This window comes from Micromonospora coriariae (genome assembly GCF_900091455.1).
In the GTDB taxonomy this organism is placed as follows: Bacteria; Actinomycetota; Actinomycetes; order Mycobacteriales; family Micromonosporaceae; genus Micromonospora; species Micromonospora coriariae.
The window spans coordinates 4,154,455-4,168,805 of record NZ_LT607412.1; the positions used below are offsets into that span (position 1 = coordinate 4,154,455).

General features: G+C 72.9%; 11 protein-coding genes. All 11 read left to right on the forward strand.

Going from position 1 to position 14,351, the window contains the following annotated elements:
- The first annotated feature begins 4 nt into the window (after positions 1 to 4).
- The 11 genes from GA0070607_RS19520 (at position 5) to GA0070607_RS19570 (ending at position 14,306) form a co-directional block, all read left to right on the forward strand.
- Positions 5 to 1,057, forward strand: a complete 1,053-nt coding sequence (locus GA0070607_RS19520) for a substrate-binding domain-containing protein (RefSeq protein WP_089019489.1) — start codon at positions 5 to 7, stop codon at positions 1,055 to 1,057.
- Positions 1,058 to 1,110: 53 nt separating this feature from the next.
- Positions 1,111 to 2,304, forward strand: coding sequence for a Gfo/Idh/MocA family protein (locus GA0070607_RS19525; protein WP_408630917.1), 1,194 nt, complete (start codon positions 1,111 to 1,113; stop codon positions 2,302 to 2,304).
- 628 nt (positions 2,305 to 2,932) lie between these two features.
- Positions 2,933 to 4,099, forward strand: a complete 1,167-nt coding sequence (locus GA0070607_RS19530) for an inositol-3-phosphate synthase (protein ID WP_089019491.1) — start codon at positions 2,933 to 2,935, stop codon at positions 4,097 to 4,099.
- Complete coding sequence (locus tag GA0070607_RS19535; RefSeq protein WP_089019492.1) at positions 4,083 to 4,952, forward strand: SCO3242 family prenyltransferase; 870 nt, start codon at positions 4,083 to 4,085, stop codon at positions 4,950 to 4,952. Before GA0070607_RS19530 ends, GA0070607_RS19535 begins: the two co-directional genes overlap by 17 nt.
- Positions 4,949 to 5,968 (forward strand): sugar phosphate isomerase/epimerase family protein, encoded by a 1,020-nt coding sequence (locus GA0070607_RS19540; RefSeq protein WP_089019493.1) that lies wholly within the window; start codon positions 4,949 to 4,951, stop codon positions 5,966 to 5,968. The genes GA0070607_RS19535 and GA0070607_RS19540 overlap by 4 nt, the downstream gene beginning before the upstream one ends.
- Positions 5,969 to 6,024: 56 nt before the next feature.
- A complete protein-coding gene (locus GA0070607_RS19545; protein ID WP_089019494.1) occupies positions 6,025 to 6,663 on the forward strand; it encodes an EboA domain-containing protein in 639 nt (212 codons plus the stop codon).
- Positions 6,663 to 7,517, forward strand: a complete 855-nt coding sequence (locus tag GA0070607_RS19550; RefSeq protein ID WP_089019495.1) for a TatD family hydrolase — start codon at positions 6,663 to 6,665, stop codon at positions 7,515 to 7,517. Before GA0070607_RS19545 ends, GA0070607_RS19550 begins: the two co-directional genes overlap by 1 nt.
- Positions 7,517 to 8,719 carry a metabolite traffic protein EboE gene (gene eboE / locus GA0070607_RS19555; protein ID WP_089019496.1) on the forward strand — a complete coding sequence of 401 codons (1,203 nt, stop codon included), beginning with the start codon at positions 7,517 to 7,519 and terminating at the stop codon, positions 8,717 to 8,719. The genes GA0070607_RS19550 and eboE overlap by 1 nt, the downstream gene beginning before the upstream one ends.
- On the forward strand, positions 8,716 to 10,140 hold the full coding sequence (locus tag GA0070607_RS19560; protein WP_172899066.1) for an alkaline phosphatase family protein: 1,425 nt from the start codon (positions 8,716 to 8,718) through the stop codon (positions 10,138 to 10,140). The genes eboE and GA0070607_RS19560 overlap by 4 nt, the downstream gene beginning before the upstream one ends.
- The gene (locus GA0070607_RS19565; RefSeq protein WP_089019497.1) at positions 10,137 to 11,204 is read left to right on the forward strand and encodes a polyprenyl synthetase family protein; all 1,068 of its coding nucleotides are present in this window, start codon (positions 10,137 to 10,139) and stop codon (positions 11,202 to 11,204) included. Before GA0070607_RS19560 ends, GA0070607_RS19565 begins: the two co-directional genes overlap by 4 nt.
- A gap of 225 nt (positions 11,205 to 11,429) precedes the next feature.
- Complete coding sequence (locus GA0070607_RS19570) at positions 11,430 to 14,306, forward strand: PQQ-dependent sugar dehydrogenase (protein WP_089019498.1); 2,877 nt, start codon at positions 11,430 to 11,432, stop codon at positions 14,304 to 14,306.
- Positions 14,307 to 14,351: the final 45 nt, after the last annotated feature.

Consider the following 14,351-nt stretch of genomic DNA (forward strand, 5'->3'; position numbering starts at 1 on the left):
CGTCATGACCCAGCACAGTCGCGACCTGTCGCGCCGTCGGTTGCTTTTCGGTGGTGCCGCCGTCGGCGCCGCCACCCTGCTCACCGCCTGCACCAGTAACGAGACCCCGGCGGCCAGCACGCAGACCAAGGCCGCCGGCGACGGCGCCGGCAACAACGCCCCGGGCAGGAAGGTCGTCATCGGCTTCTCCGCCCCCGCCGCCGACCACGGCTGGATGGGCGCGATCCACGCCAACGCCAAGGCGCAGGCTGCCGCCTACTCCGACGTCGAGCTCAAGGAGGTCGACGGCGGGGCGAACTCGGAGGCGCAGCGCTCCACGCTCGGCACCTTGATCGCCCAGAAGCCGGACATCATCGTGGTGCTGCCGCACGACGGCAAGGAGGTCAACGCGGTCGCCCTCCAGGCGATGCAGGCGGGCATCCCGATCGTCAACCTGGACCGGGTCTTCCCCGACGCGCTGGCCTCACGGCTGGTCATCAAGGGCGACAACTACGGCATGGGCGTGTCCGCCGGGCACTTCATCGGCAAGCAGCTCAAGGACAAGGGCGTCGCCAACCCGGTCATCGGTGAGATCGCCGGCCTGGAGATCCCGCTGACGGTCGAGCGCAGCGCGGGCTTCGCGGCGGCCCTGGCCACCTACGGCTTCAAGGTGTCCAACCGCCGTTCGGCCGAGTTCACCTCGGACAGCGGCCAGCGTGAGGCGGCCCAGCTGCTCCAGGCGCTGCCGAAGATCGACGCGATCTGGAACCACGACGACGACCAGGGCATCGGCGTGCTCGCCGCCATCAAGCAGGCCAACCGCTCCGAGTTCTTCATGGTCGGCGGCGCGGGCTCGAAGCTCGCGATCGAGGCGATCAAGGCCGACAACAGCGTGCTCAAGGCGACGGTCACCTACAACCCGTCGATGGCCTCGTCGGCGATCTCGCTGGCCCGGCTCATCGCGCAGGGCCGGGGCCTGGGTGACCTCACCGAGCTGCAGGTGCCCAAGGAAGTGACCCTCGCCTCGGAGACGATCACCAAGGAGAACGCGAGCAGCTACGAGAAGCTCGGGTTCTGACACACGGGGGGAGACCCACCTTGTCCACGACAGACAAAGAACTGCGGGTCGGCATGGTCGGCTACGCGTTCATGGGCGCCGCGCACTCGCAGGCGTGGCGCACCGTGAACCGCGTGTACGACCTGCCGGCGCGGGCCCGGATGGCGCTGATCTGCGGCCGGGACACCGGAAAGGTGGCGGACGCCGCCGACCGGCTCGGTTGGGACGCGTACACCACGGACTGGCGTGACCTGATCAGCCGGGACGACATCGACGTGGTCGACGTCTGCACCCCGGGCGACAGCCACGCCGAGATCGCCCTCGCCGCGTTGGCCGCCGGCAAGCACGTGCTGTGCGAGAAGCCGTTGGCCAACACGGTGGCCGAGGCGCGGGCGATGACCGCCGCGGCGGACACCGCCCGGGCAGCCGGGGTGCGGTCGATGTGCGGGTTCAACTACCGCCGGGTCCCCGCGGTCACGATGATGCGTCAGCTCGTCGCCGACGGACGACTCGGAGTGATTCGACACGTCCGAGCGACGTACCTGCAGGACTGGATCGTGGACCCGCAGTTCCCGCTGGTGTGGCGGTTGCAGAAGGACAGGGCGGGCTCCGGCGCGCTCGGCGACATCGGCGCGCACATCATCGACCTGACCCAGTTCGTCACCGGCCAACGGATCACCGGCGTCAGCGCGGTCACCGAGACCTTCGTCAAGGAACGGCCGTTGCCGGCCGGGTCCAGCGGTTTGGCGGCCTCGGTGGACGGCAGTGGGTCGGCCGACGGCAACGCTGCGGTCACCGGTCCGGTCACCGTCGACGACGCCGCGGTCTTCGTGGCCCGGCTCGACGGTGGCGCGCTGGCCACGTACGAGGCGAGCCGGTTCGCCACCGGCCGCAAGAACGCCCTGCGCGTCGAGATCAACGGCTCGCTGGGCAGCGTGGTCTTCGACCTGGAACGCCTCAACGAGCTGGAGTTCTACGACGCCACCCGGCCCAGCGTGGAACAGGGTTTCAGCCGCATCCTGGTGACCGAGGGGGAGCACCCATACATGTCGGCGTGGTGGCCGCCCGGCCACATCATCGGCTACGAGCACTCCTTCACCCACCAGATGCGCGACTTCATCGAGGCGGTCGCCACCGGCGTCGACCCGGCTCCCTCCTTCGCCGACGCGTTGCAGGTCCAGCTCGTGCTGGACGCGGTGACCCGTTCGGCGGAGATCGGCTCCTCCTGGACCGAGGTGCAACCGGCGCTGGCCGCGGTGGCCGTCTGACCTCTGACCTCTGACCATCTGCGATGGTGGTGTTCGCGCCGCCATCGCCCGACCGGCTTTCCGGAGTCGACCGGCGAGGGACCGGCCGCGGTTTGCGCCCCGCGGCCGGGACAGGTCGGCACCGGAGGGCGTGCAGCCGGGCCGTACGGCCCGGTGGCGCACGAGCAGGACGGTCGTCCGGTGCGACCGGACCGGGATTCCCCGGCCGCACCGGAGGACCGCCACCACCCCCGGCGATCCGGAGGACCTGATGGCACCGCCCGCCGCTGCCCCCACCCGTACCGCTTCCGTTCGCCGACGTCCGGCGGGCCGCACATTGGTCGACGATCCGGTGGGCACGGCGGCCTGAGACGTCCGGTCGGGGCATGCCAACGCCCCGGTCGGCTGGACGCGGGGGAGGCAGGGTCGAGACGCCGACCGACCCTGCCTACCAGCCCCGTCTGCCCGCACCCGTGCCGGGAGCCGGTCCGGCGTCGTCGCCGCCGACGCCGACGTCGGGTTCCGGTGCCATCCCGGTGCGGGGCGGGCGGGCGGGGCCGATCCACCCAGGGCGTATCTTTCCGAGGAATATTCTGATATTCCTATATTTAGTTACACCGACGGTTCCTCCTGAACGGGAAGGAGCACCATGCGAACGGGTGTCTGGTTGGTGGGGGCGCGCGGTTCCGTCGCGACCACCAGCATCGTCGGAGGGCTCGCGCTGCGGGCCGGCCTGGCCGGGCCGACCGGCTGCGTCACCGAGCTGCCGGAGCTGCGCGGTCCAGCCCTGCCGTCCTTCGCCGATCTGGTCTTCGGCGGGCACGACCTGGCCACCACCCCGCTGTGCAAGCGGGCCGAGGCACTGGCCGACAGCGGTGTCATCCCCGGTCGGCTGGTCGCCGCGCTCCCGGACGAGCTGGCCGCCGTCGAGCAGGAGCTGCGTCCCGCGCCGGTCGGCGCCACCCAGGCCGACCGGGCCGCCGCCGTGGTGAGCGACCTCACCGCCTTCCGCGAGCGGCACGCGCTGGACCGGGTGGTGGTCGTCAACGTCTCGGCCACCGAACCGGCCCCCGCACCGCATCCCGGGCACGCCGATCCGGAGGCGCTGCGCGCCGCTCTCACCGGCCCCGACGAGGTGCTGCCGTCCAGCTCCCTGTACGCGTACGCGGCGCTGCTGGCCGGCTGCCCGTACGTCGACTTCACCCCGTCCACCGGGCTGCGGCTGCCGGCGCTGACCGCGCTGGCCGAGCAGGCCCGGCTGCCGTACGCCGGGCACGACGGCAAGACCGGGGAGACGCTTGTCAAGTCGGTGCTCGCGCCGATGTTCGCGATGCGGAACCTGGCCGTGCGCTCCTGGTCCGGGGTCAACCTGCTCGGCGGCGGCGACGGCGCCACCCTCGCCGACCCGGCCGCCAACGCGGCCAAGGTGCGGAGCAAGCAGCGGGTGCTCGGCGAGACGCTGGGCTACCTGCCCCAGGGCGGCTCGCGGATCGAGTACGTCGAGGACCTGGGCGACTTCAAGACCGCCTGGGATCTGATCACCTTCGCCGGCTTCCTCGGCACCGGCATGCGGATGGAGTTCACCTGGCACGGCTGCGACTCCGCGCTGGCCGCGCCGCTGGTGCTCGACCTGGCCCGGCTCACCGCCGCCGCGCACGCCGCCGGGCACGTCGGGCCGCTGTCCGAGCTGGGCTTCTTCTTCAAGGATCCGCTCGGCACACCGACCCACTCGCTGGCCGAGCAGTGGGCCCGGCTGGTCGACTTCACCCGCGAGTTGCACGCCGGCCGGGACGGTGCCGATGACCACGCTGGCTGACCTCGCCGAACTGGTCCGGGCGCCGGCCGCGCTCTCGGTCCCCGGCGACGTGGTCGCCGGCGCGGCGGCGGCCGGCGCGCTGAACCGGCGTACCCCCGCCCTGGCCGGCGCCTCGGTGCTGCTCTACTGGGCCGGCATGGCCGCCAACGATTGGGCCGACCGGCGGTTGGACGCCGTCGAACGGCCCGAGCGACCCATCCCCAGCGGTCGGGTCGCCCCGGCCGCCGCGGTCGGTCTCGCGGCCGGCCTCACCGCCGCCGGCCTCGGCCTGGCCGCCGCCGTGGGCGGTCGCCGTGCCGCGGCGCTCGCCGTGCCGCTGGCGGCCAGCATCTGGGGGTACGACCTGTTGGCCAAGAACACCGCCGCCGGGCCCGCCGTGATGGCCGCCTGTCGAGGGCTGGACGTGCTGCTCGGCGCGTCCGGCGGTCGGCTGACCCGGGCGCTGCCGGCGGCGGCGACCGTCGCCGCGCACACCTGGACGGTCACCGCGCTGTCCCGCCGCGAGGTCACCGGCGCCGACGCCGCCCTGCCGCTGCGCACGTTGGCCGGCACCGCCCTGGTCGCCGCCAGCGCCGCCGCACCCGACGGCCGGGCCCGATCGGTCGGCATCGTCGCCGCGCTGCCCGCGATACTGTCCGGCTGGTACGCCGCCCGCTACGGCGCGGCCCAGGCCCAGGTGGTCCGGGACCCGTCAGCCGGGCGGGTACGCGCCGCGGTCGGCGCCGGCATCACCGGACTGCCCGCCCTGCAGGGAGCGCTCACCGCGCGCGGCGGAGCCGGCCTGCTCGGGCTGGCCGTCGCCGCGGCGGCACCGCTGGGCCGGCGGCTGGCTCGGAAGGTCTCCCCGACATGACCGCCCCCCAGCCGCGCACCGCACCGCCGGCCGCCGACGCACGGACGCTGCGCCTCGGGTACGGCACAAACGGCTTCGCCAACCACCGGCTCGACGACGCGCTCGCCGTCCTCGCCGACCTCGGCTACGTCGGTGTGGCGCTGACGCTCGACCACGACCACCTCGACCCGTTCGCTCCCGGTCTCACCCGCCGGGTCGCGGCGGTGGGCCGGCGACTGAGCGCGCTGGGCCTCTCGGTGGTGATCGAGACCGGAGCCCGCTACCTGCTCGACCCGTGGCACAAGCACGCACCGACGCTGCTGCACGACGACCCGACCCGGCGGGTCGAGTTCCTGCGCCGGGCCGTCCGGGTCGGTGCCGACCTGGGTGCGGAGGCGGTCTCCTTCTGGGCCGGCGTCCGGCCCGACGCGGTGCCGGCGCAGACCGCCTGGGACCGGTTGGTGGCCGGCTGCGCCACAGTGGTCGACGCCGCCGACGCGGCCGGTGTCACCCTCGGCTTCGAACCGGAGCCGGGGATGCTGGTCGAGGACATCGCCGGCTGGCGTCGGTTGCGCGCGGCGCTCGGTGAGCCGCGCCGCTTCGGCATCACGCTCGACATCGGGCACTGCCGCTGCCTGGAGCCGTGGCCGGTGCCGCAGTGCGTCGCCGAGGTGGCCGGGCACCTGGTCAACGTGCAGATCGACGACATGCGCCGGGGCGTGCACGAGCACCTGGAGTTCGGTGCCGGCGAGATCGACTTCCCGCCGGTGCTGGCGGCCCTGGCGCAGGCCGGCTACCGCGGGTTGGTCGCCGTCGAGCTGCCCCGGGACTCGCACGCCGCGCCCGCCGTGGCCGCCCGGTCGATCGAGTTCCTGCGCGCCGCCGCCGCGACGGCGGCGGCCCGGAGCACCACCGCGATCACGACGGCGACTGGCCGGCGTAGCGAGGACGAGGTGCCCGCGGGCGCCCTTTGCTCTGCTTCAACGGACGCGACAGCGGCCGTCCGATATCCGGACAGTGGCCGTCGCGTGGAGTGAAGCAGAGCAGTGGGCGCCCCTGGGGTGCCTCGCAGCAGCACGAGGGAGGAGACGGGATGACACCGGATTCACTACGGGCCGCACTGCGGGGCGTACCTGATCCCGACTGGCTGGACACGGCGCTGCGCCGGGTCGAGGCCGAGCCCGGCGCGATCACCCGGCTCTTCCCGGCCGCCGGCCGGCGCTGCGGCCGGGCCGCACTGCCCGACGCACCCGGCTGGACGGCCGACGACGCCGCCCGGGTGCTGTTGCTCACCGCCCTGCCCGCTGACCACGCCCAGCTCGCCGACACGCTCTACCGGCACGGCGACGCGGCCGAGCGGCGGGCGGTCCTGCGTGCCCTGCCGCTGCTGCCGATCGGGGCCGTCGGGGTGCCGCTGCTGCACGACGCGATCCGGACCAACGACACCCGGCTGGTCGCCGCCGCTCTCGGCCCGTACGCGCGGCATCTCGACCCGGCGGCCTGGCGGCAGGCGGTGCTCAAGTGCGTGTTCTCCGGCGTGCCGCTGGCCGTGGTGGCCGACCTGGACGCCCGCGCCGACGGTGAGCTGGCCGCGATGCTGGCCGCGCTGGCCGCCGAACGGCACGCCGCCGGCCGGGAGTTGCCCGCCGACGCCACCGACCTGCTCGACCGGCTCACCGCGCACAGCGGAGGGACCGGCCCCGTCGACCGTCCCACCCCCACGGAGGCGTGATGCGCATCTTCGACCCGCACATCCACATGACCTCACGCACCACTGACGACTACGAACGGATGGCCGCCGCCGGCGTCCGGGCGGTGGTGGAGCCGGCGTTCTGGCTGGGCCAGCCCCGCACCAGCGCCGCCTCGTTCGCCGACTACTTCGACTCCCTGATCGGCTGGGAGCCGTTCCGCGCCGGGCAGTTCGGGGTGCGGCACCACGCCACCGTGGCGCTGAACCCCAAGGAGGCGAACGATCCGCGCTGCCGGCCGGTGCTCGACCTGCTGCCGCGCTACCTGGACAAGGACGCGGTCGTCGCGGTCGGCGAGATCGGCTACGACTCGATGACCCCGGAGGAGGACGACGCGTTCGCCGCGCAGCTCGCGCTGGCCGTGGCGTACGACCTGCCGGCGCTGGTGCACACCCCGCACCGGGACAAGGCCCGGGGCGTCGAGCGCACCCTCGCCGTGGTCACCGAGTCCGGCATCGACCCGGGCCGGGTGGTGGTCGACCACCTGAACGAGGTGACCGTCAAGCTGGTCCGGGACACCGGCTGCTGGCTGGGGTTCTCCATCTATCCGGACACCAAGATGTCACCGCCACGCATGGTCGAGCTGCTGCGGGAGTACGGAACGGAACGGATGCTGGTCAACTCGGCCGCCGACTGGGGACGCTCGGACCCACTGCTGACCAGGGCCACCGGCGAGGCGATGCTGCTGGCCGGGTTCACCGACGACGACGTCGACCGGGTGCTGTGGCGCAACCCGGTGCAGTTCTACGGGCAGTCCGGCCGGCTCGACCTGACCGACCTGGGCGTGGCCGCCGTGGACCCGGGGACCGGCAACTCGATCCTGCGCGGCGGCAGCTGATGCGGCTGCGGCACGCCGGCGGCGACACCGTCCACCTCGGCTACTGCACCAATGTGCACCCCGCCGAGGATCTCGCCGGCATCCTCGCCCAACTGGACACCTACGCCGTGCCGGTCCGCGCGGCGCTCGGCTCCGACCTGCTCGGCCTCGGCCTGTGGCTGGCCGCCCCGGTCGCCGCCGAGCTGGCCGCCGACCCGGCGCTGCGCCGCCGGCTGCGCGCCGAACTGGACGCGCGCGGGCTGGAGGTGGTCACCCTCAACGGCTTCCCGTACGCGGCCTTCCAGGCGCCGGTGGTCAAGCACGACGTCTACCGGCCGGACTGGACGACCGAGCAGCGCCTGACGTACACCCTGGACCTGGCCCGGGTGCTCGCGGACCTGCTGCCCGACGACGCCGCCCGGGGTTCGATCTCCACCCTGCCGCTGGCCTGGCGGCGGCCCTGGGACGACGAGCGGGCCGACGCCGCCCGCCGCCGGCTCGACCAGCTCGCCGCCGGCCTGGCCGGGGTGCAACGGGACACCGGCCGCCAGGTGCGGGTCGGCTTCGAACCCGAGCCGGGCTGCGTGGTGGAGAGCACCGGTCAGGCCGCCGCACTGCTGTCCGGCGTGGACACCGAACGGTTGGGCGTCTGCCTCGACCTGGCCCACCTCGCCTGCGCCTGGGAGGAGCCGGCCACGGCGCTGGCCCGGCTGGAGAGCGCCGGCCTGCCGGTGGTCAAGGTGCAGGTCTCCGCCGCCGTCGAGGCGACCGACCCGGCCGGTGGCGCCGACGCGCTGCGCCGCTGGGTGGAGCCACGCTTCCTGCACCAGACCCGGGGCGCGGGCTGCGCCGGCGGAACCGACCCGGCCGACCCGGCGTACGCGGCCGACGATCTGGACGCGGCGCTCGACGCGGCGCTGCCCGGCCCGTGGCGGGTGCACTACCACGTGCCCCTGCACGCCCCACCCGAGGAACCGCTCGGCTCCACCCTGCCGGTGCTGCGCGCCGCGCTGGCCGCGCTCTACGCCGGCCCCGCCGCCGGCTGTGACCACCTCGACGTGGAGACGTACACCTGGGGGGTGCTGCCCGCCGCACGGCGGCCCGGCAGCGACGCGGAGCTGGCCGCCGGCATCGCCGCCGAGCTGGCCTTCGCCCGCGCCGAGCTGGTCGGTCTGGGTCTGACTCCGGAGCTGACCAGGGCCGGGGCGGTGGTGTCGCGATGAGCCGGCGACTGGTGGTGCTCGACGTGGTCGGGTTGACCCCGCGACTGCTGGCGCACATGCCCCGGCTGCGGGGGGTCGCCGACGGGGGCTTCCGGGCCGAGCTGGGCACCGTGCTGCCCGCGGTGACCTGCTCGGTGCAGTCCACCTTCCTCACCGGCGAGCCGCCGAGCGGGCACGGGATCGTCGGCAACGGGTGGTATTTCCGGGAGCTGGGTGAGGTGCTGCTGTGGCGGCAGCACAACGCGCTGGTCGGCGGGGAGAAGCTCTGGCAGGCGGCCCGGCGGGCCGAGCCCGGCTACACCGTCGCCAACGTCTGCTGGTGGTACGCGATGGGCGCCGACGTCGACTGGACGGTGACCCCGCGCCCCGTGTACCACGCCGACGGTCGCAAGGAGCCGGACTGCTACACCGACCCGCCGGAGCTGCACGACGCGCTCACCGGGCGGCTGGGCACCTTCCCGCTGTTCACCTACTGGGGGCCGACCGCCGGGCTGCCCTCGTCGCGGTGGATCTGCCAGGCGGCGGAGCAGATCCTGGCCGACGTGTCGCCCGACCTGACCCTGGTCTACGTTCCGCACCTGGACTACGACCTGCAACGGTACGGCCCGTCCTCCCCGCAGGCCGCTGCCGCGGCGGCGGAGCTGGACACGGTGCTCGGGCCGCTCCTGGACGCCGCCCGGGCCCGCGACGCGACAGTCGTGGTGCTCTCCGAGTACGGCATCACCGACGTGTCCCGACCGGTGGACGTCAATCGGCTGCTGCGCGCCGAGGGGCTGCTGCGGGTGCACACCCAGGCGGGCATGGAGTACCTCGACCCGTGGACGTCCCGGGCGTTCGCGGTCGCCGACCACCAGGTCGCGCACGTCTACGTACGGGACCCGGCCGACGTTCCGACTGTGGCGAAGCTCTGCGCCGGGTTGCCCGGAGTCGCCGAGGTGCTCGACGCCGAGGGCAAGGCCGCGCACGGGCTGGATCATCCACGCGCCGGTGAGCTGGTGCTGGTGGCCGAGCCGGACGCCTGGTTCACGTACTACTACTGGCTGGACGACGCCCGCGCGCCGGACTTCGCCCGCCTGGTGGAGATTCATCGGAAGCCGGGATACGACCCCGCCGAGCTGTTCTTCGACCCGGCCGCGCCGGGGGCGGCGAAGCGTCGGGCGGGCATCGCGCTGGCCCGCAAGAAGCTGGGCATGCGCTACCTGATGAGCGCGGTCGGCCTGGACGCCGGAGCCCGGGCGGTACGCGGCTCACACGGCCGGTTGCCGACCGACCCGGCGGACGCCCCGGTGCTGCTCTGCTCCGACCCGGCCGCGGCCCGGGAGCGGATCGCAGCCACCGAGGTCAAGGAGCTGCTGCTGGAGCTGGCCGGGCTGACCCGGGGCGGCGGCGCCGACGCGGACGGGCCGGGGGAGGATTCATGACCGTCACGGTCGCGCCCGCCGACGCGAGTGGCCTACGGGCGCGCTTCGACGCGGAGCTGGCCGGTTTCCTGGACCGGCAGGGCCCGGACTGGCCGGACGGCGCGCCACGCGGCGTGTTCACCGCGTTGTACCGGTTCGTGCTGGCCGGCGGGAAACGGCTGCGCCCGCTCTTCTGCTACTGGGGCTGGCGCGGCGCCGGGGCGCCCGACGGCACCCCGATCGTGGTGGCCTCGGCGGCACTGGAGCTGTTCCACGCGTTCGCGTTGATCCACGACGACATCCTGGACGGCAGCGACCGCCGCCGGGGCGAGCCGTCGGTGCACCGGCTCTTCGCCGACCTGCACGCCCGCTCGTCCTGGCGCGGCGACCCCGAGGCGTACGGACGCAACACGGCGCTGCTCTGCGGAGATCTCTGCGCGGCCTGGTCGGACCAGATGTTCCACGAGTGCGGCCTGAGCACCGAGCAGGTGCACCGGGGGTACGGGGTGTTCGCGTTGATGCGTACCGAGGTGATCGCCGGTGAGTACCTGGACCTGGTGTCCGGGGTTGGCGACGGCTCGGTGGCCAGCGCGCTCACCGTGATCCGGATGAAGGCCGCCCGGTACACGGTGACCCGGCCACTGCAGATCGGCGCGGCTCTGGCCGGCGCGGGGCCGGAGCTGATCGCCGCGCTGGGCGAGTTCGGTGACCCGCTCGGTGACGCGTTCCAGCTCCGCGACGACGTGCTGGGCGTCTTCGGTGACCCGGCGGTCACCGGCAAGTCGGTTCTGGACGACCTGCGGGAGGGCAAGCCGACGGTGATGATGGCGCTCGCCCGCAGCGCCGCCGACCGGCCGCAGACCGCCCGGCTGCGGGAGCTGTTCGGCAATCCGGCGCTGGACGCCGACGGCGCGGCGGAGCTGCGCGGGATCATCGAGGCGACCGGGGCCCGGGAGCGCATCGAGCAGATGATCCGGGTCCGGACCGAGGCCGCGCTGGCCGCGCTGGAGAGCGCGGCGGTGGCCGAGGAGGCCCGCGCCGCGCTTGTCGCGTTGGCCGCGCAGGCGATAGACCGCCGCGCCTGATCCGCCTGCCGACTTTCGATCGGATCGACGAAAGTTCACGGCGATCAACCGGAAGGTATAGACACATCGACACTTCACAATTTAGTGTCGTGGCCAACACGACAATGTTTCGTCGAGGTGAACCGGCGGCGCGGTAACCCATCGGCATCCCCACCACCGCTACGGCATCCGGCGCGACGGCGCGCGCCCGGCCTGGCAGTCATTCGTCAGGAAGGGACAGCCCCCATGTCCATAAAGGACGTACCCAATCACCGGTCCCGACGATGGTTCTCCGCCGGATCGGCACTGCTCCTGGTGGCCGCGGCCGGCACGGTCGCGCTCGGCGTCGGCCCGGCCGCGCTCGGTGGCCCGACCCCCGCACAGGCCCACCCCATCAACGCCACGGACTTTCAGCAGGTCGAGCTGGCCCGCGGCGTGGCCGACATGGGTGAGCCGATGTCGCTGGCCGTGCTGCCGGACCGCTCGGTCCTGCACACCGCCCGCAACGGCACGCTGCGCCGCACCGACGCCAACGGCACCACCTCGGTGATCGGCACCCTGCCGGTCTACACCCACGACGAGGAGGGCCTGCAGGGCGTCGGGGTCGACCCCAACTTCGCCAGCAACCGGCAGATCTTCCTCTACTACGCCCCGCCGCTCTCCACCCCCGGCGGCGACGCGCCCGCCACCGGCACCGACTTCTCGGCCTGGCAGGGCGTCAACCGGCTCTCCCGGTTCACCCTCAACGCCGACTTCACAATCAACCAGGCCAGCAAGGTCGACGTGCTCGACGTGCCGGCCGATCGCGGGCTGTGCTGCCACGTCGGCGGGGACATCGACTTCGACGCCGCCGGCAACCTGTACCTGTCCACCGGCGACGACACCAACCCGTTCGACTCGGCCGGATACGCGCCGCTGGACGAGCGGACCAACCGCAACCCGGGATACGACGCGCAGCGCAGCGCCGGCAACACCAACGACCTGCGCGGCAAGATCCTGCGGATCAAGGTGAACGCGAACGGCACGTACGCCATCCCGGCGGGCAACCTGTTCGCGCCCGGCACGGCCAGGACCCGGCCGGAGATCTACGCGATGGGCTTCCGCAACCCGTTCCGGATCAGCGTGGACAAGGCCACCGGCGTCGTCTACGTCGGTGACTACGGGCCGGACGCCGGCTCCACCAGCGCCACCCGTGGGCCGTCCGGCCAGGTGGAGTTCAACCGGGTCGCCGCGCCGGGCAACTACGGCTGGCCGTACTGCACCGGCACCAACACCAGCACCGAGACCTACAACGAGTGGGACTTCGCCACAAACACCGGCGGGGCGAAGTACAACTGCACCGGTGGGCCGACCAACAACTCGTTCCGCAACAGTGGCCTGGGCACCCTGCCGGCGGCCAAGCCGGCCTGGATCCGGTACGCCGGCGACGCCGGCACCCCGCCCGAGTTCGGTGGCGGCTCCGAGTCACCGATGGGCGGCCCGGTCTACCGGTACAACGCCTCGTCCACCTCGACCACGAAGTTCCCGCAGTCGTTCGACGGGCAGTTCTTCGCCACCGAGTTCGGCCGCGGCTGGATCAAGCCGATCCACGTCAACGCCGACGGCTCCCGGGGCACCATCGACAGCTTCCCCTGGGTGGGCAAGCAGGTGATGGACTCGGCGTTCGGCCCGGACGGCGCGTACTACGTGCTCGACTACGGCACCGGCTACTTCAACGGTGACGCCAACTCCGCGCTCTACCGCTTCGACTACGTCGGCGGCGGCAACCGGGCGCCCAACGCCTCGGCCAGCGCGAACCGGACCTCGGGCGCGGCGCCGCTGGCGGTCACGTTCTCCTCGGCCGGCTCCTCGGACCCGGAGGGCGGCGCGCTGACGTACTCGTGGAACTTCGGTGACGGCACCAGCTCCACGGCGGCCAACCCGTCCAAGACCTACACCACCAACGGCACCTACACGGCGACGCTGACCGTGCGGGACCCGCAGGGCGCCACCGGCACCGCCAGCGTGGTGATCAACGTGGGCAACACCGCGCCCACGGTGACGATCAACAACCCGGGCAACGGGCAGCTGTTCAGCTTCGGCGACACGGTGCCGTTCAGCATCACCGTGACCGACCCGGAGGACGGCACGATCGACTGCACGAAGGTCAGGATGACCTACGTCCTCGGGCACGACCAGCACGGTCACCAGATCACCTCGAAGACCGGCTGCTCCGGATCGATCACCATTCCGGTCGACGGTGAGCACGACGACGCCGCGAACATCTTCGCCATCTTCGACGCCGAGTACACCGACGCCGGTGGGCTGACCACGCACACCCAGCACACGCTGCCGCCGCGGCACCGGCAGGCCGAGTTCTTCGGCACCTCGTCCGGGATCAACGTGTTCAACAAGACCCCGGCCGAGGGTGGCAAGACCGTCGGCGACATCAACAACGGCGACTGGATCGCGTTCCAGCCGTACCGGTTGGGCAACGTGACGTCGTTCAGCGCCCGGGTCTCCTCGGCCGGTGCCGGCGGCACGCTCCAGGTCCGGGCCGGCTCGGCCACCGGCACGGTGCTCGGTTCGGCCACTGTGCCGGTCACCGGAGGCTGGGAGACCTTCACCACGGTGACGGGGGCGATCACCAACCCGCCGACCGGAACCACGACGCTCTACCTGACCTTCGCCGGGTCGGGCACCGGCGCGCTCTACGACCTGGACGCCTTCACCTTCGTCACGGGCACGCCGCCAACCGGCGGGGCCGGCCCGATCAAGGGCCTGGCCGGCAAGTGCCTGGACGTGCGCAACGCGGCCACCGCCGACGGCACGCAGATCCAGATCTACACCTGCAACGGCACTACGGCGCAGACCTGGACGGTCACGCCGAACTCGACGATCAGGGCGTTGGGTAAGTGCCTCGACGTCTCGGGCGGCGGTTCGGCCGACGGCACCAAGATCCAGCTCTGGACCTGCAACGGGACCGGTGCGCAGAACTGGGCAGCGCAGGCCGACGGCACGGTCCGCAACGTCCAGTCCGGCAAGTGCCTCGACGTCTCCGGCAACAACTCCGCCGACAGCACGGCGGTCCACCTCTGGACCTGTGTCGGCGGCGCTGCCAACCAAAAGTGGATCCTGCCCTGAGCTGAAAGGAAGGGCCCCTTGTTAACGCCTAGTGTTGTACAAGGG

Bases quoted from the DNA above. Each gene is read 5' to 3' on its own strand.
- GA0070607_RS19525 (WP_408630917.1), top strand. From the start codon at position 1,111: ATGGTCGGCTACGCGTTCATGGGCGCCGCGCACTCGCAGGCGTGGCGC.
- GA0070607_RS19520 (WP_089019489.1), top strand. From the start codon at position 5: ATGACCCAGCACAGTCGCGACCTGTCGCGCCGTCGGTTGCTTTTCGGT.
- GA0070607_RS19550 (WP_089019495.1), top strand. From the start codon at position 6,663: ATGCGCATCTTCGACCCGCACATCCACATGACCTCACGCACCACTGAC.
- GA0070607_RS19545 (WP_089019494.1), top strand. From the start codon at position 6,025: ATGACACCGGATTCACTACGGGCCGCACTGCGGGGCGTACCTGATCCC.
- eboE (WP_089019496.1), top strand. From the start codon at position 7,517: ATGCGGCTGCGGCACGCCGGCGGCGACACCGTCCACCTCGGCTACTGC.
- GA0070607_RS19570 (WP_089019498.1), top strand. From the start codon at position 11,430: ATGTCCATAAAGGACGTACCCAATCACCGGTCCCGACGATGGTTCTCC.
- GA0070607_RS19540 (WP_089019493.1), top strand. From the start codon at position 4,949: ATGACCGCCCCCCAGCCGCGCACCGCACCGCCGGCCGCCGACGCACGG.
- GA0070607_RS19565 (WP_089019497.1), top strand. From the start codon at position 10,137: ATGACCGTCACGGTCGCGCCCGCCGACGCGAGTGGCCTACGGGCGCGC.
- GA0070607_RS19530 (WP_089019491.1), top strand. From the start codon at position 2,933: ATGCGAACGGGTGTCTGGTTGGTGGGGGCGCGCGGTTCCGTCGCGACC.
- GA0070607_RS19560 (WP_172899066.1), top strand. From the start codon at position 8,716: ATGAGCCGGCGACTGGTGGTGCTCGACGTGGTCGGGTTGACCCCGCGA.
- GA0070607_RS19535 (WP_089019492.1), top strand. From the start codon at position 4,083: ATGACCACGCTGGCTGACCTCGCCGAACTGGTCCGGGCGCCGGCCGCG.